General features: G+C 37.7%; 20 protein-coding genes. 4 read left to right on the top strand and 16 right to left on the bottom strand.

The annotated features are described in order from the left end of the window. Positions 1–39 precede the first annotated feature (39 nt). The 5 genes from IGI71_RS03840 to IGI71_RS03820 all read right to left on the bottom strand — a co-directional run bounded on the left by IGI71_RS03840 (position 40) and on the right by IGI71_RS03820 (position 4837). On the bottom strand, positions 40–666 hold the full coding sequence (locus IGI71_RS03840; protein ID WP_081117236.1) for a TetR family transcriptional regulator: 627 nt from the start codon (positions 664–666) through the stop codon (positions 40–42). A gap of 47 nt (positions 667–713) precedes the next feature. Continuing rightward, positions 714–1415: an ABC transporter ATP-binding protein gene (locus IGI71_RS03835; protein ID WP_010747564.1), complete on the bottom strand. Its 702-nt coding sequence runs from the start codon at positions 1413–1415 to the stop codon at positions 714–716. Positions 1416–1420: 5 nt separating this feature from the next. Beyond that, positions 1421–2497: an ABC transporter permease gene (locus tag IGI71_RS03830; RefSeq protein ID WP_010747563.1), complete on the bottom strand. Its 1077-nt coding sequence runs from the start codon at positions 2495–2497 to the stop codon at positions 1421–1423. Between the two features lie 318 nt (positions 2498–2815). After that, complete coding sequence (locus tag IGI71_RS03825; RefSeq protein WP_010747562.1) at positions 2816–3775, bottom strand: L-lactate dehydrogenase; 960 nt, start codon at positions 3773–3775, stop codon at positions 2816–2818. Positions 3776–3868: 93 nt separating this feature from the next. Then, a complete protein-coding gene (locus IGI71_RS03820; RefSeq protein WP_081117235.1) occupies positions 3869–4837 on the bottom strand; it encodes a TDT family transporter in 969 nt (322 codons plus the stop codon). Between the two features lie 150 nt (positions 4838–4987). Between IGI71_RS03820 and IGI71_RS03815 the strand changes: the two genes are divergently transcribed. Further along, positions 4988–5815 (top strand): LysR family transcriptional regulator, encoded by an 828-nt coding sequence (locus IGI71_RS03815; RefSeq protein ID WP_081117234.1) that lies wholly within the window; start codon positions 4988–4990, stop codon positions 5813–5815. Between the two features lie 84 nt (positions 5816–5899). On the opposite strand, the gene IGI71_RS03810 is transcribed toward IGI71_RS03815, so the two are convergent. From IGI71_RS03810 to IGI71_RS03790, 5 genes are all read right to left on the bottom strand, one after another. Further along, on the bottom strand, positions 5900–6328 hold the full coding sequence (locus IGI71_RS03810) for a GNAT family N-acetyltransferase (protein WP_005225265.1): 429 nt from the start codon (positions 6326–6328) through the stop codon (positions 5900–5902). A gap of 383 nt (positions 6329–6711) precedes the next feature. Beyond that, the gene (gene mngB, locus IGI71_RS03805; RefSeq protein WP_005225264.1) at positions 6712–9387 is read right to left on the bottom strand and encodes a mannosylglycerate hydrolase; all 2676 of its coding nucleotides are present in this window, start codon (positions 9385–9387) and stop codon (positions 6712–6714) included. A 263-nt stretch (positions 9388–9650) separates the two neighbouring features. Further along, entirely contained in the window at positions 9651–10751 is a 1101-nt protein-coding gene (locus IGI71_RS03800) for a PTS fructose transporter subunit IIC (protein ID WP_060792679.1), read from the bottom strand. Between the two features lie 18 nt (positions 10752–10769). After that, positions 10770–11093 (bottom strand): PTS fructose transporter subunit IIB, encoded by a 324-nt coding sequence (locus tag IGI71_RS03795; RefSeq protein WP_005225262.1) that lies wholly within the window; start codon positions 11091–11093, stop codon positions 10770–10772. After that, a complete protein-coding gene (locus IGI71_RS03790) occupies positions 11090–11551 on the bottom strand; it encodes a PTS sugar transporter subunit IIA (RefSeq protein WP_005225261.1) in 462 nt (153 codons plus the stop codon). Before IGI71_RS03790 ends, IGI71_RS03795 begins: the two co-directional genes overlap by 4 nt. 247 nt (positions 11552–11798) lie before the next feature. On the opposite strand from IGI71_RS03790, the gene IGI71_RS03785 reads away from it, so the two are divergent. Further along, positions 11799–13733 (top strand): BglG family transcription antiterminator, encoded by a 1935-nt coding sequence (locus tag IGI71_RS03785; RefSeq protein ID WP_413132682.1) that lies wholly within the window; start codon positions 11799–11801, stop codon positions 13731–13733. Between the two features lie 82 nt (positions 13734–13815). Here the strand turns inward: IGI71_RS03785 and IGI71_RS03780 are convergent, their stop codons facing one another. The 6 genes from IGI71_RS03780 to IGI71_RS03755 form a co-directional block, all read right to left on the bottom strand. Then, a complete protein-coding gene (locus IGI71_RS03780; RefSeq protein ID WP_255209323.1) occupies positions 13816–14991 on the bottom strand; it encodes a Spy0128 family protein in 1176 nt (391 codons plus the stop codon). Next, positions 14892–15656, bottom strand: a complete 765-nt coding sequence (locus tag IGI71_RS03775; protein WP_225001482.1) for a mucin-binding protein — start codon at positions 15654–15656, stop codon at positions 14892–14894. Before IGI71_RS03775 ends, IGI71_RS03780 begins: the two co-directional genes overlap by 100 nt. Positions 15657–15806: 150 nt before the next feature. Next, complete coding sequence (locus IGI71_RS03770) at positions 15807–16952, bottom strand: P-loop NTPase fold protein (RefSeq protein WP_430599121.1); 1146 nt, start codon at positions 16950–16952, stop codon at positions 15807–15809. Positions 16953–17044: 92 nt separating this feature from the next. After that, positions 17045–18352 (bottom strand): putative phage abortive infection protein, encoded by a 1308-nt coding sequence (locus IGI71_RS03765; RefSeq protein ID WP_430599122.1) that lies wholly within the window; start codon positions 18350–18352, stop codon positions 17045–17047. 32 nt (positions 18353–18384) lie between these two features. Beyond that, entirely contained in the window at positions 18385–18984 is a 600-nt protein-coding gene (locus IGI71_RS03760; RefSeq protein ID WP_005225257.1) for a tyrosine-type recombinase/integrase, read from the bottom strand. A gap of 184 nt (positions 18985–19168) precedes the next feature. Beyond that, the gene (locus IGI71_RS03755; protein ID WP_430599124.1) at positions 19169–21004 is read right to left on the bottom strand and encodes a DUF6119 family protein; all 1836 of its coding nucleotides are present in this window, start codon (positions 21002–21004) and stop codon (positions 19169–19171) included. A gap of 573 nt (positions 21005–21577) precedes the next feature. Here IGI71_RS03755 and IGI71_RS03750 point away from each other — a divergent pair. Both IGI71_RS03750 and IGI71_RS03745 read left to right on the top strand, forming a co-directional pair. Then, positions 21578–21937 (top strand): ArsR/SmtB family transcription factor, encoded by a 360-nt coding sequence (locus tag IGI71_RS03750; protein ID WP_003726380.1) that lies wholly within the window; start codon positions 21578–21580, stop codon positions 21935–21937. Further along, positions 21934–24051: a heavy metal translocating P-type ATPase gene (locus IGI71_RS03745; protein WP_001291323.1), complete on the top strand. Its 2118-nt coding sequence runs from the start codon at positions 21934–21936 to the stop codon at positions 24049–24051. Before IGI71_RS03750 ends, IGI71_RS03745 begins: the two co-directional genes overlap by 4 nt. Positions 24052–24660 lie beyond the last annotated feature (609 nt).

The following is a 24660-nucleotide window of genomic DNA, read 5'->3' as shown; positions in this document are numbered from 1 at the left end:
GCTGTGCGAGGCATTTGCTCCATCCTCTTGCCGAAGCGTTCATTCTTCGTCATTTTCCTCTTTGATTCCATACTTGATCCATTGCACCTTATAGCGAAAATCTTTGATCAGCTCTTTTGCGGTCCATTCATTCGAAATAAAATCTGTCAGACTATCCATCACGACCGCCATAATAAAATAAAGGAAACTGACAGCTTCTTGCGTATCATGGATCGTAAAGCGATTTTCTTCCAACAGCTCCAACCACTGACGAATCATGGGCGAATCGTCAGGGATCGCATCGCGCTTCGTCCAGGCATTGCTTTGGGTACATAAGTGGATCATTTTCCAATGATCATCTTCAGGTGACCATTGACTGCACCAAGCCAAGTATTCTTCGATCCCTTTGAAAAAATCATTTTTGTTGCGATTGATAAACGTAAAAATCGCGGAATGGATTTGGTTTGAATAGTCGGCGATCGCATAGTCATAGGCATCTTCTAAGTTTTGAAAGTACTTGTAAAACGCCCCTCTAGAAATGTGCGACTTTTCGACGATGGCAGAGACCTTGACTTGACTGATGTGCTTGCTGAAGAATTCTTCTAAAAGCACGGCATCGATTTTTTCTTTTTTCTCTTGTTTTAAATGAAAAAATGTTGTACTTGGCAAGGGATTCTCCTCCATCATTCGCAATCTACTCCCTCTATTATAAACAAATCCCTCTACTTTTCCACTCAGACTTGTGCAGTTTCTCTTGACGGGGCGTTTTGTTCGATCAGATTGCCATCTTCCATTCGGAAAATGCGATCACTCCATTGGATCATTCGCTCGTCGTGAGTGACCATGACTGTCGCTTTCTTTTTCTCATGCGCTTCTTTCACCAATAACTTCACGACTTCATACGCATGATCGGTGTCTAAACTGGCAGTTGGTTCATCCGCCAAAATCAAGCTTGGGTCATTAAACAACGCCCTGCCGATTGCTACTCGTTGACGTTCCCCACCAGATAAATCGCGGGGAAACTTGTCTTGAAGATCGAGAATATCTAATGAAGCAAGCAATTCATCAATCCGTTCCTTTTCCTTGGCTTTTCTTGAAACTTTGTCGACCAAATAAAATTGTTCCTTTACCGTTAGAAAAGGGATCAAATTCGAGCTTTGCAAGATAAACCCAATCTCTTTAAAACGCAACTTTCCTCGTTGCTTTTCATTTAATTGGGAAAAGTTCACCTGGTTGATGATGATCTCTCCCGATGTTGGACTTTGTAAGCCGCCAGCGATGGTCAAAAAGGTACTTTTTCCTGAACCAGAAGGGCCGATGATACTGACAAACTCCCCTTCTTGAACGTGAAAATTCAGTCCTTTTAATGCCGTTACTTCGGTATGCAGCTTGCCAAATTTTTTTATAATATCCTTCATTACTAAAATGTCTTTCATCTTTGTTACCCTCCTATTGCCGTAATTGGATCGACTTTTGTGACCGTCCGAATGGAGAATAAGCCGCCTAGAACTGCCACGAGAATCAAGATGCCGCTATAAAGCAGCCATTGCTTTAATTCAAAGAAAAATGGCATGGCATCTGGTAAAAACAAACTGGTGCCGTATGCCGCCGCAAAGGCTAGGGCTACCCCGATCACACCGACCATAAATGCTTGCGCAATAATTGATTTAGCAATAAAGCTGGTCCGAATCCCTTGGGCTTTCATCACACCAAAAATCGCCGTTTTTTGTAGGGTGATCACATACATGAAAATCCCCACGATTGCCGTTGCAACAACAAATAAGAAGTAGATCATGGCATTTAAGGTCAAGTTTTGGGCAGAAAATCCGGGAAGCTTTTCAATAAAGTCTTCCGTTGCCAAGACTTTGAGCTGGGTTCCTTCTTGGTTATCGACTCTCGGATCACTTGATTTGGTCACAATGATATTGATGGGCTGCTCCTTATCAGATGGAAATGGTTGATTAGCAAACTTCATTTTCGTCCAAGTATCGAGGGAAGTATAAATCACTGGTGACACCGTATAAGACGTTTCTGGGGTGATCCCAACGACTTTGAAGGTTTCATCTGAACGTCCGATTTTCACTTGATCCCCGACCTTGATACCTTCTTCTGCTAAGTTTTCTGAAATCGTGATCTCATTTTCTTTTGAAAACAGCTTGCCCTCTAAAACTTCTGGTAACAAGAACGCATCGTCTTGTGTACCAAAAACAGTCACATTGACTTGTTCATCGTTGACCGTGATGACACTGCTATATAAACCAATCGGGGCTTTTTGGGTTCCTGCTACACGGTCTAGATCCCCTCTCGTCAATTGCGAAGCCGCAAATGTGTCATTCGCATCTTCTGATAAAACGATCGCGGATGAATCCCAGTCGACGATGGCCTTTTTAAAATCCCAGTTAAGTCCGGTAGCTAAGCCAGACAATATAAAAACAACATAGGCAATCAAAAACATGATTCCTACGATCAGCCCATATCTTAATTTTGAATAACGCATTTCTTTTATAGCCAGAAACATTGCTCTTTCCTCCTGTTTTCCAAATGTTGACAAAGTGTCACTTTTTGAAGAATACCACACAAGGTGACACTTTGTCACTTTTTACAACTCGAAATGTTTGCAAGGTTGATCGATCATTCTTTTTCTGTCATTCACTGAGGATGTTTTTTCTAAAGGAGTGAGAAAAAAGAGAGTTGAATAGTGGGCGTTTCGCGTAAAATACGCCATTTCCTTTTAACATTCTTGGCTAGATGTAAAAAAAGCATGGCCGACCGTAAATAGTCGAACCATGCTTTGGCAAAAACGAACACGAGGATTTCATTACTAGTATTCTTGAGATCAGCTGACTTTGCTTTGTCCAATTGTGGAAATTACTGCTCGTAACTGATGACACGAAGTATCAAACTGCCGTTTTTCCTCAGGGGTAAGCGTCAATTCAATAATTTCGCGGACGCCGTTTTGGTCCACGACTGCAGGAACACCTGTGAATAAATCGTTGATGCCATATTCCCCATCAAGGTAGGAAGACACCGGCAGAATCGCTTGCTCATCATTTAAGATCGCTCGAACGATTCTTGCGACACTCATCCCTATCCCGTAAAATGTTGCTTGTTTTCGATCGATGATTTCATAGGCGGCATTTTTTACTCGTTCAGAAAGAACCGCTAGATCGGCAACGGTCAAACGATCCTTTTGCTTGATCAATTCTACGATCGGTTGACCACCGATCGTTGTATGGGACCAGACAGCGACTTCCGAATCACCGTGTTCCCCAATGATATACCCATGAATATTCCGTGGATCGATGGCTAATTTTGCCGCCACTTCTTTTCGAAGTCTTGTGGTATCGAGGGTCGTTCCCGTACCAACAACACGATTGGCTGGCAGCCCTGACACACGCCATGCTTGATAAGTTAAGACATCGACTGGGTTTGAAGCGATGACAAGCACGCCATCAAAGCCTGAAGCCATCACTTGTTTTGTGACGCTTGCCATAATTTCGGCGTTCACATCGATCAATTCAAGCCGTGTTTGTCCTGGCTTTTGGTTGATCCCTGCAGTAATAACGACGATATCAGCATCTTTACATTCCGAGTACTCTCCCGCCCAAACTTTGATGTTTTCTTGCCCCCATGACATACCGTCTAACAAATCGAGGGCTTCTCCTTCTGCTTTGTCTCGATTGACATCGATCAAGACCAATTCATTGATTAGTCCTTGATTGATCATGGAATACGCAATGCTCGTTCCAACGAAACCTGTTCCGACAACGACAACTTTTCTGCTTGTACTTTTCATGTGCGATCCCTTCCCTTTCTTTTCAAATACTTGTGCTATTGTTTTGCGTAGAGTACGCATTTTCTCAAAAAATGGATGATTTTTTGTGTTTCCTTAATAACTATGACCGGCAATCAGCGCTTTGGTTTGCTGATACAAATGAACAGCATATTTTCCTAACACATAGCAGACGACAATCACGGCAAAGCTGGTTTCAATAATCGTTAAGGCTTGTAGAAACCCAAATATCAGTGGGTGATTCGCAAAAAACAGTGCTGATTTGAACATTGCAGTCGCCGAGATCACAAGAGGAAACGTAAATGCCGCATAGCTTGGGTAAAACCCGACTGCCAGCATGTTTTTCATATAAGCGACAACACAGAAATAAATCGTTTGTGACAATAACAGCATAAAGGCGACAAACCAAGCAGAGCCTTGTTCAAATACGGAAAGGTAACCTGCTAAGCAAAGAGAACCTGGTGCTGTTAAAATCGTGATCAAAGGAACTGCCGCACGTTCCGTCAGCTTTTGATGGACGACTCGCTTTAAAATAATCGGCAAAAGCGTAAAATACAATACCAATGCGATCCAGACGATCACTTCCCCTAGCTCTTTAAAAAAGACAGCAGAAGTATTGGGAATTACGCCAATCCCGACGAAGGTAATAAACCAGCTTGGATAAATGTATTCCAGCGAAAGGTCGACAGGCAAAATATGCACGACAACAAAATAGATCATTAGAGCAAAATGTAAGCCGATAGCCCCCCACCAGAGCAGATCATTCACCACTGCATTGGGAATGACCCGTTCAAAAACAGTGGAGATCACCATCAGCGCCATCGTAAAGGTCGGCGCCACCGAAGCAACGATTGGGTTTTGCAACTCTGACATCGTGTGCTTAAATGTAAAGCATACTTTCAGAAGGAAGAGCCCCATGATGAAAATACCAAGGGTGCAAAACGCATTTCCAACCGTCTCCATTCCTTCTGAATACAATAAATTCCCCAAAGACACAGTGCCTAAAATCAAGCCGCAAATCGGGATTGGCAATGAATGTAAAAAATGCTGGATCGATGTTTTCATCAACTCATCCTTTCTTAACGTATGAAAATTTCAATTAAATTTGCTTTCTTTTTTCTCTACACTTATACTATAATCACCTGATAACTATTTGTAAAATTGTACTTTTAAATACTAATTATAAATATTATTAATAATAAAGGAGTCCGCAAAATGATTGAATTGCTCAAAACCTTCATTGTTGTTTATGAAACGAGAAACTTTAGTCTTGCCGCAAAACAGCTCTATAAAACTCAGCCAACGATCTCCTTGCAAATCCAACGATTAGAGGCGGAACTTGGCTTCAAACTTTTTGAACGTAAAGGAAAACAATTGATTTTACCCACTAGCCAAGCGGAGTTTTTGTATCCTCGTGTGGTCGAGTCCCTCCGCTCATTGTCCACTATTTTTTCGCAAGCCAAAGACACCAAAAATTTTAAAACAGCGTGTGTGCTCGCTTGTTCGAATACCACCGCCGTTTACTTACTGCCTAGCATCATGGCACAGCTGATTGCAGAATTTCCAACATTTGCCTTTGAAATCAAAATCATGAATTCGCAAGAAGTGATCGATGCCGTCGAATCAAACAAAGCCCATATCGGCCTGATCGAAAAATCAATCGTTTCGCCATTGATCCAAAAAGAATTCGTTTATCGCGATGAATTGGTGTTAGCAGGCAACCTCGCTTCTGATTTTTGGGTCTTGCGAGAAAACGACTCGGGGATGTATTACATTAACGAAACCTATCTTTACGCACAGCACCTAAATCCGCAAATCATCAAAGCCAATAATAGCGAAGTGATTTTGTCCCTACTAAAACAAAACATCGGCAAATCGATCATTTCGAAACTTTCATTACCAGAAGAGTTGCCTTGGCAGGAACTTGATCCAGAGTACCGCTATCGTGATCTTTTTATCATTCAGAATCGTCAACGTGTGACGCCGGAAACCGGAGAGGTTTATGAGGAGATTAAACGGCTGTTGTTAGCATTGATTCCATAAATATTAGTCTTTTGAACCAATTAAAGTGAATACAAAAAAAGACGCTGGAGTGTCGTTTGTCACTCCTCCAGCGTCTTTGTATTTTTATAATTCCTTGATAAACCGTTTCTGTTCATGACTGCTGTGGTAGCCATGATTTTCATAAAACCTGTGAGCAGCATGGCGTTTAACATTCGAATTTAATCGAATGCCTTGCATTCCTCGCTGTCGGGCTTCTTCTTCAATTGCCGACAGTAGTTTCCCGCCAACGCCTTGCTTTTGCACTTGATCATCCACTACCAAACCTAGGACATTAAAAAATTGCCCAGCAGAATAAACTGTTGAATACGGCTGTGCTTCAATCATCCCAACTGCTTTACCCTTTATTTCGGCAACAAGCAAGAGATGATCCTCCTCAGCTAAAATTCTCTTTAGGCCTTCGATCAATACTTCTTCTTCGATTGGATAGCCTAGTACTTTCGACAAATGAGTTAGTTCTTTATGATCAGACAATGCTGCGGCTCTAATTTTCATGATATTCTCCTGTCTTGCAGCTTTTGACTCAACTATATTTTTAGAATGCTTATTTGTCAAGAAAGCCCGTTCTGCGCCGCTGATGTGAAATACCAAAAACTACATAAACTGAGATTGAAATAAGAATTAAAAGAAAACCGACAAGCTGCCTTCTGACTTTCCTCCTTTCGTGCAACTCGTACAGAGGAGAGATTTTTGCATACCTTGGAAAGGATGGCTTAGGTATACATTCGCTATTGGCATTCAACCTACAAAGATTCTCGTCTGTTTCGCATTAGTATTAAAAAAGGCTCGTAAATACTTTGATAAGACTTACGAACCTTTTTCACTTTTCTATGGCACAAGCGGACTCGCCGCTTCGCGTGACTTTTTCTCAGTAGCAATTACTCTACATACAATGTCACAAATTTTGCGTGGCCTATCTTTTCAAGAGTGACTACATTCTTTTCCACAACCAGTGCTTCTTTTGTAGCTTCTTTTAAATCGACTGTTTCTACTAACTTCACTGGATGGTTGAATGTGATCGTTGCGTGTCCACCTTCATCTAAAAGCCCATTGTATAGACGCAAAATATAACCTAGACGATCTTCGGCTTTTTTCAATACACTCAGGGTCAAATTGCCATTGATCTCAAAAAGACTAAAGTTTGCCGGTAAGGTTGGTTCAACCGGTCCTAAAGTAAATATCAAGCGGGAATTCAGGAATTCTGCGGATTGATAAAGAGTGATCGGTGTTACTGCTTGTTTGGCACTCTGTGCAACATTTGCTTGATCAAATCCTTTAGCAAAGTAAGCAACAGAGAAATCAAAATGCATCGTTTTGTGGCACTGCGCAGCTGGTGTCGCAATCACTGATTCTCCTGAAGCACGCCCTGGTCGATACAGTAGATTCTCTTTCCCCATGAAGCCATAGGTTCGGAAAATCGTTAAGCGAATCGTATCAAACGCTTTCCCCACGATCTCATATTCACGTACACCCTTGGGCATGACTGCTACGCCATGGGATGCATCGAATAAACCGACAAACGATTGACAAGTTTCTATGGCGATCGGCTGCTCATTCCATTGCTCTTTATTAGCTTCCCAAAGAGCCATTTCTTTTTCAAACACAACAGGGCGCTGCAACGTGCCAAACTGTTGGTCAGCCAGCGAAAATTTCGAGGCAATTCCGGTATCAAATAGCACACATACCCGATGACTATCCACTTGTTGGTTTTCAACCGTTAAGTTGAAATCAATTTGTTGCGATTGTTTTTTCAACACGATCGTCAATTGGATCGGTAGTGAAGCCGAGACCTTCTTTTCTGCACGTTCAGCTAAATCCTTCGGAACCCTCAGCGTGAATACCACATCAATCTTTTGGTAGATTGCTGATTGCTGAATCGAGATCGTTGGTTGCGCATCAATTGATGAAATCACAAAATCTTTCACAGGTGGTGAATAATTGAATGAATCACCATCGTCGCCATTTTCTTCAATGATCCCTTGATTTTGATAAAGCACCTGATTGGTTTTATCTAGAATATCTAACGAGCCATTGCTATTGACAGTGATCTGATAGTACTCATTTTCGATCGTATTGGTTGTAATCTCCTGCAATGGTGCGCTTGTATCACCTTTTAAATCAATTGTCAGCTGGGTATACCCCATACTCGGCACATCAGTCGTTTCTATGGCAATCTTTGCTTTATAGACTTTCTCCGGCAAATAGATCTCCTTGACTGGATCTAATATGTTCCCCTGATTCAACACATACTCCGTTTGGTCGGTAAGCTCTAAAATCGTATAAGGTAACGCCTGACCTGACTGGTCAAGGATCGCAAAATCTTTTTGCGGCAAATAAACCTCTGCTTCGATCACCCCATTACGTTTTGTGTCATAGGTATTGAAAAGCGTAAAAGTAATTTCTTTTGCTTGTGGGTTGTTGATTGCAGTAGAAATCTGTCGTAACATCAATTCGACAAGATTCATAGAAATATCTCGCGCTTGCTTATAGCGCATATAGATATCTTCGTTGGTCGTATCAGAAACACAAGAACCGATCGAATCATGCGCCGCATTTTCAAACATTAACTTCCAAATCTCTATGACTGTTTCTACGGGGTACTCAAATCCTAATTGCATAGCCATGGTTAAGATAGGCTCCATGACATTGACTAAGTAATGTTGGATCTGTGTGTTCATCGCCTTCAAATCAGGACGTGAAGAAAAAATCGTTTTGTGAATTCGCATCAATTTGCCGTTGATCAGTTCACCAGCGATTTCTTCCAACTCAGGATGGCGTACTTTGACCGCAGCAATGTATTTTTCGATCGTTGAAAATTGTAACTCATACTCATCCTGATACAGTTGATTCATTCGATCAACCAATTCTGGAAGATTTTCTCTAACTGGTGCTTGGTCGAAACCATTTGGAAAATACACTTGATCCGTTGCACTGCGCCCCCAAGTCGTTTTAAACGGTTCTTGATGTAAGAACTCTGCTAATTCTGCTTCTCGTTCAGGAATGGCACCGCCAATGTAGTACCCACTTGGGATCTGGTAAACATTGACCACAGAACCATCTTCTCCACGCCATTTGTACTCTGTGTGTTTAACATCGTCATCACTGACACCGCGCCAAAACATTGTGTCTGTGATACCAAACTCACGATAGATTTGTGGCATACTAGCTGCTTGTCCGAAAGAATCTGGCACATAGCCGACATTCATGTAGGTTCCGAATGCTTCACAAATTTTCATGCCATATAACATATTACGAACAATGCTTTCTCCCGAGATCACTAATTGATCGGTTTGTGTGTACCATGGGCCAATGATCAATTTTCCTTGTTGAACAAGTTGTTGAATCCTTTCTTTGTCCTGTGGGCGCCATTTCAAGTAATCATCTAACAGAGAAGCCTGTCCATCTAAAATGAAACTTTCATAAGGATCATCCTTTTCTAGTTGTTCAATGACGTTTTTTAGATCGTGCATCAAATAGATTTTCGAGCGACTCGTCGTAAAATACCATTCGCGATCCCAATGACTGTGGGGTACGACATGTACTGTTTTTTTCATTCAATCATTCCTCTCCCGTGATTAAAAAAGGCACGTAACGATGGGTGTCGTTCGTGCCTATTAATTTTTCTCAATTTTTTTACCATCTGGTACGCATCATTTGATCCTTACATAAATGCTTCGAATTTTGAAAATCGTTTCTCTTCAAATACTCTTGTTTTCTTCCCCAAGTCTTGTCCTTGTCAGATACCTTAAAGCGTTCTTGAAAAATCACCTGCTCGTGCCTTTTCTTTTGCTACTATTTAGCTAATCAGCCTTGTTACTTAGTTTTCAAAGCTCACTTCAATATCATCGAGGGCAATATCTTCTGTTTGTTCTTCTTGCTTATTGAAATTCACGAATAAAGGCGCGACAAAACCGATGAAGGCTGCTCCTGCAAATAGTCCAATCAAATACGCCCAACCGTTTCCAACAGTGAAGAAGCCGTAGATTCCCCCAACTGGTGGCATTTTGTCATACATTCCTAATGCGATCCCCAAACCAGAAGCAATTGCACCTCCCAACATGTTGATCGGCACAAGCCGTAATGGATTGACTAATGTAAAAGGAATTGCTCCTTCTGTGATTCCGATGAACCCCATAATAAAGTTATTACGCCCAGCATCCAGTAGCTCTTTGTTGAATCGATTTTTGTGGAACAAAGTTGCTAAGGCATATCCAAATGGTACCGCACAAATCGCAACGTTCACGATGATGGCTGGTAAATAGACTCCTTCCGCTAGTAACACATTTCCTGCCATCCAAGCAGCTTTGTTTACAGGTCCCCCTAAGTCAGAGCCAATCATTGCCCCCATGATGAATGCCAGTAAAATTTTGTTAACGTCATTTTCAATCATGGTTCGGATCCATTCAACCAAACTAGTATTGATCCACGCCAAGGGCTCAGAGAGTAAGGCGCCCATGACGATTGCTACGGACAATGTAGCAATCAAAGGTAAAATTACCAACGGCATCACCCCAGCAAACGACTCCGGTAATTTGATATGTTCTTTCGCCCACTTCACTAAGTATCCTGCTAAGAACCCAGCAATAACTGCCCCTAAAAACCCAGCATTGGTGCTAGAAGCGACTGCACCACCGATAAAGCCGGCACCTAGCGCAGCCTTATCTCCAACAGAATACGCGATAAAACCAGCCAAGACAGTATTGATCAAGCCGATTCCGGCCCACCCTACTTGTTCAATCAAATAAAGCGCATGTTTAAAGCCTTCCGTGTCAGCATAAGGATCTAAGCTTGTGATCCCCATACCAAGAGCAATCATTTTCGGAATGGCAACAACCAGTGAAGCACCAATAATCAATGGCAGTACAAAACTAATTCCACTCATCAAGTGGCCTTTTAAATCTGCTAGAACTCTTTTCATCATCCTTGCCTCTTTCCTTTAGTTTGCGTTTCTTTGTTCAACAGCAGCTACACATTTCTTCAGCACCGCTTCCGGTGCCTTGATACACGTATTGATATTTACTCGAATTTGCGGTTTTCCTTCAAACCGTTCCATCCCAACAACTTTTTGGTCAGTCGCTAAAAGCAAGAAATCCGCTTCTTTTGCTTCGGCTGCAGTGATCTCATTGACTTGCCCTAATGAGCCTTGCTGTTCGATCTTGACCTCATAGCCAAGTTTCACACCAGCTTTTTCTAAAGCTTTTGCCGCCATCGGTGTATGTGCCAATCCAGCTGGACAGGCGGAAATTCCTACTATTTTCATACAATTTTCTCTCCCATCATTTCCTTTTTGATCAATTCTGCTAAATAAGCTTTGTCTTCTGATTGTTGAATCTGCTGGATGAATGTCTCTTCAAGCAATGCGGTTGCTAGGCGACTCAACATTTGCAGATGCACCGTTCCTTCATCTTTTTTAGGAACCATCAAAGCAAACACATTTTTGACTGCTGAATCATCGAAGGTTTCCCATTCGATGGCTTGCTCTAAACGAATAAACAAAACGGTCGGTTCCAAAACGGGTTCAGCTTTTGCATGTGGAATAGCAAAGCCTTCTTGTAAGCCGGTTGAATATTGTGCTTCCCGTTCAATGAATGCCGCACATGTATCTGCTGCATTGGTAACGATCCCTGATTCATAGGCATGATGCGCAATTACGTGAAACAGTTCTTCTTTTGATGTAACAGCCACATTCAAGAGAATATTTTTTTTCTGAAAATCCATCTCATCTGCTCCTTTCCTTTATTATGAAACCATTAGCGTAATTCGTGTGGTTTATTTTCTGTACACGTTTAATTTACGGTTTCTAATTCACGATGTAAACACAACAAATTTCCAATTCAAGTGGCAATCATTAGTAAAGCGTTTTCCAAAATGATTGCCAACTCTTCTGGAAATTTTCGGTACTGGTGAAGCATTTCATTCTTATTCTTTCTATTGTATGATGAGAAAGAGCACGGAGGTGAAACAAGTGTCAAAACTTGCTTATCAACGATTAGATGATCTAATGGAAGTATTAACTAGACAAACGGCGCCGCTACCAATGAAGGAGTTAACAAAAAGCTTCTCGATTTCTGAGCGAACGGTTCGGACCGACATTGCAAATTTGAATGATTTGTTAACAAATGTGGGTGCCTCCATCAAGTTGATTCGAGGGCAAGGCTATTTGTTGTCTATTGGTTCAAAAGAACGATTTCATGACTGGTGGACTGAAAGTATGTCGACTACCGAGTCCCTTCTAACTACGAGTGAAGAACGACAAGCCTATCTACTTTTCCTTTTATTTAAGAATGAAAACCCTTTATCCTTAGATGATTTTCTTGATCGATTATTTATTAGTAAAAACACCTTTTACTCATACTTAAAAACGGCTCGAGACAATTTAGCGACCTATCAATTAAAAATAGTAAATCGTCCAAATATTGGCTTTGAAGTCTTGGGTAACGAATTCGCCAAGCGACAAGCAATCAGTGATCTTTTGATTGAAAAAGATCTCCAAGAGTATTTGGTGGGTTTTACGGAAATGGAACTTGAGTTGTTTGATACGATTGATCTGACCCGCTTGCAAGAATTGTCATTAAATCATCTGGCGCCCTTAGACTTGTTAGACTCTGACTACTATCATAAAAACATTCTTTCTCATTTTGCTTTAGCAATCAGTCGCTTTATAGCTGGCCATCAGATCAACGAATTTCCCTTGCACGTGCCCGCGCTCAAAGAAGACGCCCAGAAAGTTGTTGGTCACTTCTTAGAAGAAATCGATCATGCATTTGATATACAATTGACTGCTGGAGAAAAACAATACTTCATTTACTATCTTGCGATGAATGCACCACGTTTAGTTGAAACAGGCGATGCAAGCGATTCTTCCACGAAAACTGCGAAAGCCATTGTGGAAGAATTATTAACTGCGATCAAACAGACGTCAAACTATGCGTTAGAGACAGACAAGATGCTAATAGACGATTTGACATCTCATATTGAGGGCTTTATCAACATGAATCTAATGGATGCACGCCGTAGCAATCCATTGCTGGCAACGATCAGAAAATCTTTTCCACAGGCTTATGATTTATGTTTGACTCATTTAGAAACGGTAAGCCTGAAACACGGTTTTTATTTTTCTCCTGATGAGATCGGCTATATCGCTTTGCACATCGCAGGTGCTATGGAAAGGAGTTCCATCAGAAATCATCATAAACATCGCGTCATCCTTGTTTGCGGAACCGGTCGAGCCATGAGTCGTATTATTGAAGCAAAAATTATCAAGCACTATCAAGAAACGATCGAAGTCGTTGATCGCTTTTCTTACGTCGAGCTACAACAATGTGATCTTTCTGCCATTGATTTTGTGATCACAACCGTTCCATTAGAACAGTTCTCGGTTCCTTCTATTTACATCAACATGGCCAAGCTAGATAAAGAAATTGGCAAAATCGAACCGTTCATTGAAACGCTCAGTGAATCAAAAGATGGTATCTATTCATTGTTTCAAAAAGCATTTTTTCTTCATGAAAATCATGCAGATAAAGAAACCTTACTAAAGAAAATGGCGCAGCAACTGTACCAAAAAGATTTTGTGCCCCAAGATTTTTATGACAGTGTGAAAAAACGAGAAGCAATCAATCAGACCAATATTAACGAGTGGCTTGCTATCCCCCATCCCATGACCTTGATGGCAAAACGCTCAGCCGTTTCAGTGGCGATCATTCCTGACGGCGTTGATTGGGGAAATGGTGATTTGGTTAAATTCGTCTTTCTCTTTGCGATTCAAAAAGACGAATATGAAGATACCGAAGAAATCTATAGTCTTTTATTAGAGTTGATGGATCGTGAAGATATTCAACAAGCAATCCTGCAAAATAGTGACTATCACCACTTTTTGAGCTGTATAAAGCAATTATAAAAGGAGCTGGGGAATCCAGCTCCTTTTGTTGATATGACTAATCTTATTTGATAGCTCTTTTTCTCATTCATAGTATGCAAGATTAAGATTGTTTCTTGACCTTTAAAATTTTAAATATCATTAACAAGATGAAACCAATAATACAAAACAATCCAACGAGAACATATCGTTGATCTGCAGTTTCTCCTGTCTTAGGCAGAGCAGCACTGTCTGATTTTTTTATCCTTTTATTTTCTTTTTCTAACACTTTTGGCTTCGATATATTAGTGGAGCGATCATTTATTGAAAATTTGATCGGTGTTTTATCAATTTGATAACCACTCGGTGCTTTGGTTTCAATCAACTGATACTCTCCTACTTCTAAATTACTTATCTCAACCTTTCCATCTTTGCTCGTAACTATGTTTTTTTGTACAATATTTCCTTTCGAATCTTGCAGCTCAAACTCTGCATTTGCCAGTAGTTTTCCTGTTTCGCTGTCTACTTTTTTCAGAGTTACTTTCCCAAGTTTTGGTGATACATAAGTATTCTTGAAAATAATCGATTCTTGGTACGCTGGACTTGCCACTAATTGTCCAGATTGGTCTTCCACATTTACGGTTACATGGTATTCTGTTTGGTCATAAGTGATCGTGCTATCTGTCCCTGCGACTTCTCGGATCGTATACTTGTATGTGCCTGCTTGGTCATAGTCGATTGCATCGAAGTAAATTTTTCCGTTGGCATCATTGCTCTTGGTTTGAATCACTTCCCCTTGTTCGTCCAACAGCTGGAATTGAAATTCATCTGCACTTAGTGCTTTGCCAGTCAATTCTTTACTTGCTTCTAGAACCGCACTTCCTTTTGCGGGATTGTAGCTATTTTTAAAAACAGCACTGCCTTCATAGCTTGGACTTGCCACTAATTGCCCCGATTGGTCTTCCACATTTACGGTTACATGGTATTCTGTTTGGTCATAGGTGATCGTGCTATCTGTCCCTACGACTTCTCGGATCGTATACTTGTATGTGCCAGCTTGGTCATAGTCGATTGCATCGAAGTAAATTTTTCCGTTGGCATCATTGGTCTTGGTTTGGAGCACTTCCCCTTGTTCGTCCAACAGCTGGAATCGATATTCATCTGCACTTAGTGCTTTGCCAGTTAGTTCTTTACTTGCTTCTAGAACCGCACTTCCTTTTGCGGGATTGTAGCTATTTTTAAAAACAGCACTGCCTTCATATAATGGATCGTTTGTTTGACTTCTTTGGTTTCCGTAGATTCAATCATGTTTGGCGAATAAGTGATAGTCACTTCGCGATCTTTGTCCTCTGCTGTCAAACCTGTGACTTCCTCAATGCTTGTTTTGTCTGCGTGATAGTTCTTGATTTCAGGACTTTTCACTTCATCAAACGTTGTATCATCATCTTTGGCTTGCCATTCTCCATAGGTATTTTCCCCTGTTGCTTCATTCGTTGTCACTGTGCGTGTGAACGTGACCGTGTCTACATTGTCTGACGCGGCTTCTTTGCCGTCTTCATACATATAATGGATCGTTTGTTTGACTTCTTTGGTTTCCGTAGATTCAATCATGTTTGGCGAATAAGTGACAGTCACTTCGCGATCTTTGTCCTCTGCTGTCAAACCTGTGACTTCCTCAATGCTTGTTTTGTCTGCGTGATAGTTTTTGATTTCAGGACTTTTCACTTCATCAAACGTTGTATCATCATCTTTGGCTTGCCATTCACCAAAAGTTTTGTCACCTGTTGCTTCATTCGTTGTCACTGTCCGTGTAAAAGTCACAGTGTCCGTCTTGTCTGACGCGGCTTGTTTACCGTCCTCATAAACATAATGGATCGTTTGCTTGACCTCTTTGGTCTCCGTAGATTCGATCATGTTTGGCGAATAAGTGACAGTTACTTCAAGATCTTCTGATTCTGCAGTCAACTCATGACAGATGTAATAAGTTATCTCTCATAGTAGAATCAAAATTTTCAAACCTACTTCTAATGAAATGGAAAAAATCGTCATTAAAAGATTCTACTCCTTTTATATTCTTTCTCAGAAGTTCCGAATCTTTTAATATCTCTTCACAGTCTACAATGGATAAGCTAGAGATACTTTCATAAATAAAATAGCCCTCAGGATTATCAATGAAGCATTGGGGATAATTTTGATTATATTCAAGTATATCTGAAAGTAAGTCTTCAGTTTTTTTTTGGTAACTACGTGTAGGATTTTTTCATCATTCTTATATTTTTGATACTCCACAGATCCTAAAAATTTTTTTGATTTAAGGGTATCTTTGTACTTATCTGGATAAAATAAGTACAAATAAATAATTGCCAATTGTTGTTCAATTTGTGTATGTCCTAGCTTCTTGTATTTTATTAATTCTTGTTTTAGGTAAAAACTAAATTGATCTAAGTCACGTAAATTTCTATTATCTTCTATAAATATTGTTGCTAAGCTTTCTTTAATTTCTAAATCAAAGATAGTACCCAATCTTTCAAAATAGTCTCCCCAAATTTTTTGAGGATGTAAAACATAAGGAAGTTCAACCCTTTGATCAATAATCTTTCTTAGATAGTCATTTTCATTATTAATTATATTCTCAAAATCACCTACAAAAACAATAGGAAGTTTATTATTTAATACATTGAAAAGCTTATATGCACTTTTTTGAGTGTCAGGAGAAATGCGATCAAAATCATCAATAATTAATACTTTATTTCTACATAAATAACTTCCGATACACGAATCGTATAATGCAGTATAGAATCTATCACTATTAAATTTAAGCAATTGCCAGACTGAAACAAACAATGCAATTATAGTAATTGGTAGTCTGAACGTTTGTATTAAAAATTTCTGCCCAAGTCCCAAATCAAACGCGGGTGTCATTAAAATTGAGATTACAACTGAGGAAATAATAGCCATTCTAAAAAGAAGATAAATTTTTCGGTTAATTCTAGAAGCTGCTATGTGAATAGTAGATCTATCATCTTTTAAGTTCCATAGGTCAAGAAAGATAAACTTTTTTTGTGATCTCCAATTTCTCTTTTTTCTTTCAATTTTTTCTACATTTTCTAGAAAGGTTGTTTTTCCGGAACCCCATGGACCATTTAAAAAATATGTTTTTTTCTGTTCAAGTAATTCTAAGAATTTTTTTTCAGCTTCTGAAGTATCAATTAAATCTATAAACGTTAGTTCACTTTTCATAAAATCATCTTTATCATCCATTCTATCTCCACTTTTCCTTTCCTCAAAAATTGATAACAGTTCAACGAATTGGTGCGTATTTTTTGTTCTTAATATGCTCTATTCCACAATTACTATAGAATTTTTACGCAAAATTTCTGCATGTTTTTTAAATCTTCTTCCCCCCATATAAGCGACTCTTTTTGGAAAAAATACGCCTTATCAAAACTGCTCAATTCATCCTGTTCACCAAAAAATGACGTCTCTAATAGTTCATTATTCAAAGTAGCACCTCTATCGGCATAATAGGCAAAATAATACAGAATAACTAACTGTATCTCACTGATATTTGCTCGTAAGAAACTGATGTAATCTCTTTTTAATCCTACATTTTCTTCTTCATCTACATTTGCATGGATATAGCTTAAAATTCTTAAAATCATAGAAAAGAAGGAGTCAATCGAAGCGTAATATCCATTGATAGAGTTTTCAATAGCAACTTTTTTATATGGTAATTCTAATAAATTCAAATTGCTAGTATCCGTGTAAGGCAATAGTTTTCCTATAAATTTTTCCAAATTCTTTTTTGATTTTGAATCAAGGAAATCGACTCTAGAAACAGCTTGTAATTCATTAATTAGCTTATTTAAATTGTAATTAAGCGTTTGTGGTCTTTCTGCAAACCTTTTATTTTTAATATTTTGAATTAAATCATCCTCAATCATAAAAACTACTTGTACCATATCGATTTCTGGTTGGATACTTTCATAGTCTTCCTCACCTACATGAAATTTATGAAGATATGCTGTCTGGTTTATGTAATCTTTCCTGATAGCACTTAAACAATCTAGAACATTCTGAGAATATTGTGTTTTTCTGGAATTAAAATCAATATCGAATTCTTTGATCATGTTCTCCAAAATTGAAATTAACTCATCACTAGACTCATATAATTTATCGATTCCCATTCTTCTTAATTCCAAAACACTATTATCAAAAATACTTTCTCTTAATTCTTCAAAATGGTTATTATCTTTCAAGAGTGTGTTCTTTTGATCATTAAAAAGCAATAACAAGTTAAAGAAGGTATTATCTACTTGCTCTGATTTTCTAGCCTTTCTCTCTTCTTCTAGCTCTTTATCTCTAGCTAAAATTTGTAATTCAAAGCGCTTCTTATCTTCTGCTAACTCTTTATTTTTAGCTTTTGTCTCCTTGTCAAAACGCTCCTTATCATTGGACAACTGGATTTGAATCACGATTAAGGCTCCTACGACTCCAATAATAGATCCAAGATATCCACCCCAAAAACCTAACCATCCATCATCTGATCCATTATTCATGGTGTCCCAATTAATAAGTACTTGAATAAATAAAGGGATTAGGACAAGTGTAACCAACAAAGCCCACGCTACAAATTTTTTATTTTTTTTCAAAAATTCCATTACATTCCTCCACTTTCCATTGTTAACTCGAATTATAGATCTAAACTTTTCACTGCGGTATCTTTATCTTCTTGCGTGATCCCTATGTAACGTAACGTTTCACGCTGGGAGGAATGGTTAAGCAGCGATTGAATGATTTCTGTTTTGGTTCCTTGCTTGTAGAGAAAGTAGCCAAACGTTTTTCGCATCGAATGCGGCCCAATATCTTTTAACCCGATTGCAGTTCCAGCATCATGAATGATTCGCCAAAGACTTTGGCGATTGAGCGGTTCGTTTGTTCCTTTGCGACTTGGAAACAAGTAGTGATCAAATTCCTGCTGAAGGAGCTGCTCCGGAAATTCTTGCTGCACATATTCTAAAATCGTTTTTCGCAATTTATTGGAAATGTACACCGAATTGTGTTTCGCCGTTTTTTGTTCCTTCATTGATAGTCGATCTTTTACCACTACTCGGCCACGAGTAATTTCTAACACATCGGCCAGTTTTAATTGACGCAAATCAGAAATTCGATACGCCGTATTGATCCCGATTGAAAAAAGAACCAAATTTCGTTGGCCATATTTTCCTGAAGCCAAAATTGCTTTCATGGCATCGATCTTTTTTTTGTCTCGAATAGGTTCAACTGTCTTCATTTTCTCTCTTCCTTCTAATAAGACTTAATCCCATTATAACATCTAATATGTCTTATTTAAAACGAGTGAAAGAAAAAGGCTCAAAAAGAAATGTGCATTTCTCTTAGAGCCACAATGGATAGCGCCTGTTCAACCAATGAGACACAACCAGCTTGTGTCTCATTGGTTTTTAAATATCTAAATTCTAAGTTTTCTTTTTTTTCCCCTTTTTATCAGGTATTTTAACCAAAGATACCTCAAATCCTTCTAAGGATAATGCATTCACTAACGCTACCAAGTTTAGAGAAAAAAGGACAGGAAATACTTTTGAGTTTTTAAAATGAACTTTTTTTTCTGGAATAATAATTCCTAGAATTATTTTGGAACGTTTAAGGTTTGTTTCATTTAGAAAAATTGCTCCTGACTCAGACGATTCAGTTTTTATTGCTGAATTAATATGATTTACAAAGTCTTCCGATTTTTTCAATAAGATGCACGAGGCTCTCGCCTGTGATAACAAGTGTGAGAGTCCTGAAGTCGCTGTTCCTCTTTTTACATGACAAAAAAATGCGCTATCTTCATTTACTTTGAGAATATCACATGGTTCGATTTGACTCCTCCCATTTATTTCGTATAAGCCAAATCCACCATCCAGATTTTGGTTTCCGAAATTTTCTTTATCAAGGCATATCAACCCCTTATTTGAATCTAGTTTGGAAATCTTGATGTTGTAATCACCTTCATTAGCATCCTCATTATTAAACTCATTAAAGTCTATACCATGAGCCTCGGAAGATAGACTATTAACAAAATCTCTAGTTTCACGCCAAACGTTCTTATTTACACTAAGCCAATCTCCTTGATACAAAATATATTTATCAGAATCATGATCTAACTCCAGATATAGACAGGAAAATAGATTTCCAATAGATGTGTCTTTCGATGAATCGGATTTCCGATTCTTTATAGATACTTTTATAGATTTTAGTTTATCAGCAAATTCTTGAACGTTGTATTTTAAAAAAAATGAAAATATTTTAGAAAATATTTCTTCCTGAGTATTAGCGAAAAAATTGAAATACTCATCTGGCCTAAAAATACTGTGAACTCTAAATTCTAAATCTTCAATTTTAAACTTCACTTTATTTAAGGGTATATCTATAAATAATTTATCTAGATCATTTACTTTAAATTCATTGCTATTATTTTTGAAAGTGACCATCAACTTGGATAGATAATCATCAAGATTCTTATTAAGATACTCTTTCTTTCTAGGTGATACTGCTAGGATCTCTTTATCCAAAAACGTTCTTTTTGATCTCCTTTGTCTGTATGTATTACCTAATTGTTTTAAAATTGGAACGAGATCGTCTTCTATAGAAAAATTACCATTAATCTTAATTGAATCTTTACTACTCGCAAATATATTTAATGCTTTTATATTATTATTTCCATCTGTAAAACTAATTGTCATTTCCCCAAAGATTTCATCAACTATATTGGGAGTGGATTGTGAAGTGGAAATTTCATTTAAATTAATCTTATTATTGCTAGAAAAATTACTCACATATAGTGTGTCTGAGAAGTTCGTGTTCTTTACACGCTTTATAGTATGTAACTTTAGTTCTTTTCTAGCGATATTTAATCCAAAATCAGGTACTACATGTTCTCTATTTAATAGAGTATATCCATAAGAATATGAAATAGCATAGATACTACTGCTGGTACTTTTAATAATAATTAATGGTTTATTAAGTATATTAGGCGTAGTAAAATCTATCTGCCTTTCAGAAAATAAATTGACGCTCTCTAACCACCTTACTTCTGCTTGTTTCTCTTGCAGTATAAATATTTTCCCGGTTACATTATGATTTCTTCTCAACTGATCATCTAAAGGAAATATAGCTAAATTAAACTCATTGATATCTTCTGCATTTTCGAATAGATCCTCAGAAGAATATCTGAGGTATTTTTCGTCTATAAAACTGTTTATGCTACTACTTTTTTTATTCTTAAGCATAAAAATACTCAATTCAGTCATTCTATCCTCCAAATATTTAAATTAATTTAGAATAAGGAATATTGCTGCGTCTAAGGTCATATAATTTTTCCATGAAAATATATTTATAAACAACGTTATTATACCACTAATCTATTCATTAGTTTGAAAATCAATGCGATTACTTGATTTCTGTCGGCAGCTCTTTTATTGTTTATTTTTCATTTAAAACCTTTGATATATCTATCAGTCTGATCACCAAAAGCATACAGATAAGAACACTATAATGATCGAAATCAATATCTTATTGAACATAATTAAGTGAGCCAATGAATGATCTATGAATTAAGGAAATAAACAAAGGATCAAAAACTTTTAAGTTTCTGACCACATCCAAGATTTGTCCTAATACTCATAAATTTAAATATTAATTGAACAATGATTTAGTTACGAGTTTATGAACATAAAAATAGAGCAATATACATCAATCGTTGTATCTAAAAAGAGTGTCCAGAAATTAGTCATTTTATGAACATTCAAACATTCACTTGAATATAGATGGATGTTCTGATACAATACATTCAAACAAACATTTGAATGTAAAGGAATGATCGTATGAATAATGAAATTTGTGAAATAACTTGTATTCATGAAGACAAAGTTAATCGTGCTAAATCTAAACTAGCAAACTTTGATACTCCGTCAGTAAGTGGTTTCTTTAAAATATTGTCAGATGAAAATCGACTTAAAATTGTACATGCTTTAGTCCATGAAGATGAGCTATGTGTTTGTGATATTGCTAATATCATTGATGCTTCGGTCGCAACAACTTCACACCATCTGAACTCCTTAAAAAAATTGGGAGTAGTTGATAGTCACAAGGATGGTAAGTTAGTCTACTATTTTATTAAAAATATCAAAATCTTAAATCTTATGGAGCTTGGCGTAAATTTTAAAGAAGAGGTGCTAGCATGAGTGAGAAAATGACCGAAAAAACCTATCGAATAGAAGGATTAAGCTGTACAAATTGTGCAGGTAAATTTGAAAAAAATGTAAAACAGTTGCCAGGAGTTACGAGTGCAACAGTAAACTTTGGTGCAAGTAAGATTTCAGTAGAAGGCCAAACAACAATTGAAGAACTCGAAGAAGCGGGAGCCTTCGAAAATCTTATCATTCGTGATGATCAAGAAAATGATGAACAAGTTAGATCAAAAGAGTCTTTTATTAAACGGAATATCGCTTTAATCATCTCTCTTGGTTTTATACTTGTTGCTGTGATTTCCCAACTATCATTGGGCGAAGATCATTTATTAACGAAAGCTCTTTATATATTGGCAATAATAATTGGTGGATTTGATTTATTTAAAGAAGGGTTCTCTGATTTGATCAAATTGGACTTCTCCATGGAATCTTTAATGACTATTGCAATTATTGGGGCCGCATTTATTGGAGAATGGGCCGAAGGTTCTATTGTAGTAATACTATTTGCTATTAGCGAAGCTTTGGAACGATTTTCAATGGATAAAGCAAGACAGTCGATTCGTTCTCTTATGGATATAGCTCCCAAAGAAGCTCTTATCAGGAGAAACAATGTAGAGCAATTAGTCAGTGTCGATAAAATCGATATCGACGATATTATGATCATTAAACCCGGACAAAAAATAGCCATGGATGGGCTTGTTATCAACGGTCATTCTTCAGTAAATCAAGCAGCAATAACAGGAGAATCGGTTCCTGTTGAAAAACAGTTAGATGATGAAGTGTTTGCAGGAACACTAAATGAAGAAGGTGTTCTTGAAGTCAAAGTAACAAAAAAAGTAACGGATACAACGATTGCCAAAATCATTCACTTAGTTGAAGAAGCGCAAGGAGAACGAGCTCCTGCACAAGCCTTTGTAGATAAATTTGCAAAATACTATACGCCATTCATAATTATTATGGCCCTTTTGATAGTGGTTGTTCCTCCGCTATTCTTTGGTGGTGACTGGAATAAATGGCTTTACCAAGGGTTATCCATTTTAGTTGTCGGATGTCCTTGTTCATTAGTGATCTCAACACCTGTTTCAATTGTTTCGGCTATTGGTAATGCAGCAAAAAATGGTGTTTTAGTAAAAGGCGGAGTCTATCTGGAAGAAATTGGTCATTTGAGAGCAATTGCTTTCGATAAGACTGGAACCTTAACAAAAGGAAAGCCTGTCGTAACGGATTTCATTGCAACCAGTTCTGAAACTGATATAAATTATCTATCGATTATTTCATCGTTGGAATCTCTTTCTCAACACCCATTAGCTTCTGCTATTTTAAACGAAGCGGATAAAACTAATGTGGATTACAAGTCAATACAAATCGAGGATTTCCAATCTATCACAGGTAAAGGACTTACAGGTATACATCAAAACATACGTTACTATATTGGAAGCCCTAAACTGTTTTCTGCATCAGTAATCGAAGAAACAGCGGTCAAAGTACAATACAGACAATTTCAAGAACAAGGGAAAACCGCCATGTATTTCGGTACTGACGAACAAATTTTAGGAGTAATTGCTGTCGCGGATGAAGTAAGAGATTCAAGTGCTGCCGTTATTTCTGAACTCCACAAGTTGTCAATTGAACACACTATTATGCTTACTGGTGATAATACTAAAACCGCTGAATCTATTGGTAAGCAATTAGGTGTGACTGAAATAAAAGGAGATCTAATGCCTCAAGAAAAATTAGATTCGATTAAAGCGTTGCGGACAACTTATAATAAAGTAGCAATGGTGGGCGACGGCATTAATGATGCACCAGCATTAGCTGCATCGACGGTTGGTATTGCAATGGGCGGTGCAGGAACAGATACGGCTCTCGAAACTGCTGATGTTGCTCTAATGGGCGACGATTTACAAAAATTACCATTCATTGTTAGACTTAGCCGCCAAACTCTAAAAGTAATTAAGCAAAATATCACCTTCTCATTAGGTATAAAACTATTAGCTCTACTACTAGTCATACCAGGTTGGCTAACACTATGGATTGCTATTGTAGCAGATATGGGAGCAACGCTTTTAGTAACATTAAACGGATTACGATTGATGAAAGTTAAATAACACAACAAATAAAAGAAGGCATGTTTATAAGCGTGCCTTCTTTTTATGATACATTTTTAGTTTTTTTGAACGCTAGTTATGAAGCAAACTATGCGCCATTTAAATATTAAAATGACAAGGCCCTAAAAGAAAAGTGATTTCCTCTTAGAGCCTCTAAGGATGGAGCGATTTTAGCGAATGTGACATAATCTGATTGTGTCACATTAGGGTTTTGATATTTTCGGTAAGATTTGATTATCTCAGAACATTAATATTGTCCCTTTAAAAAATTTTGTCAGTACTTTTAAGTTATTCTATTCTGAAAATTCAAAATTTTCAGTCTATAAAATTAACTTATATTCAGTTTTACCAAATGATAAGCTTTAAAAAGTATTCAGAATTTAGTCATGTTATGGATCCAATAAAGTAGATATGGAATATTTATTTTCTCTTGTCTAATTTATAAGAATATGATTTGTCAAAGAATTAAAGCTATGAATTATTCAGGAATAAAAATTATTTTTAATAACAACCTATTATCCTTTCCAAGCTTGTAGATATTTTGGTTTAGATGTTTTTTATGTGAGTTCAATTCTACAGCGGAGGGAATGAGAAAGTTTTCTAAACAAG

Origin of the sequence: Enterococcus sp. DIV1279b (assembly GCF_050531515.1) — a bacterium.
GTDB lineage: Bacteria > Bacillota > Bacilli > Lactobacillales > Enterococcaceae > Enterococcus_D > Enterococcus_D casseliflavus.
This window is presented reverse-complemented; position numbering and strand designations above follow the sequence as displayed.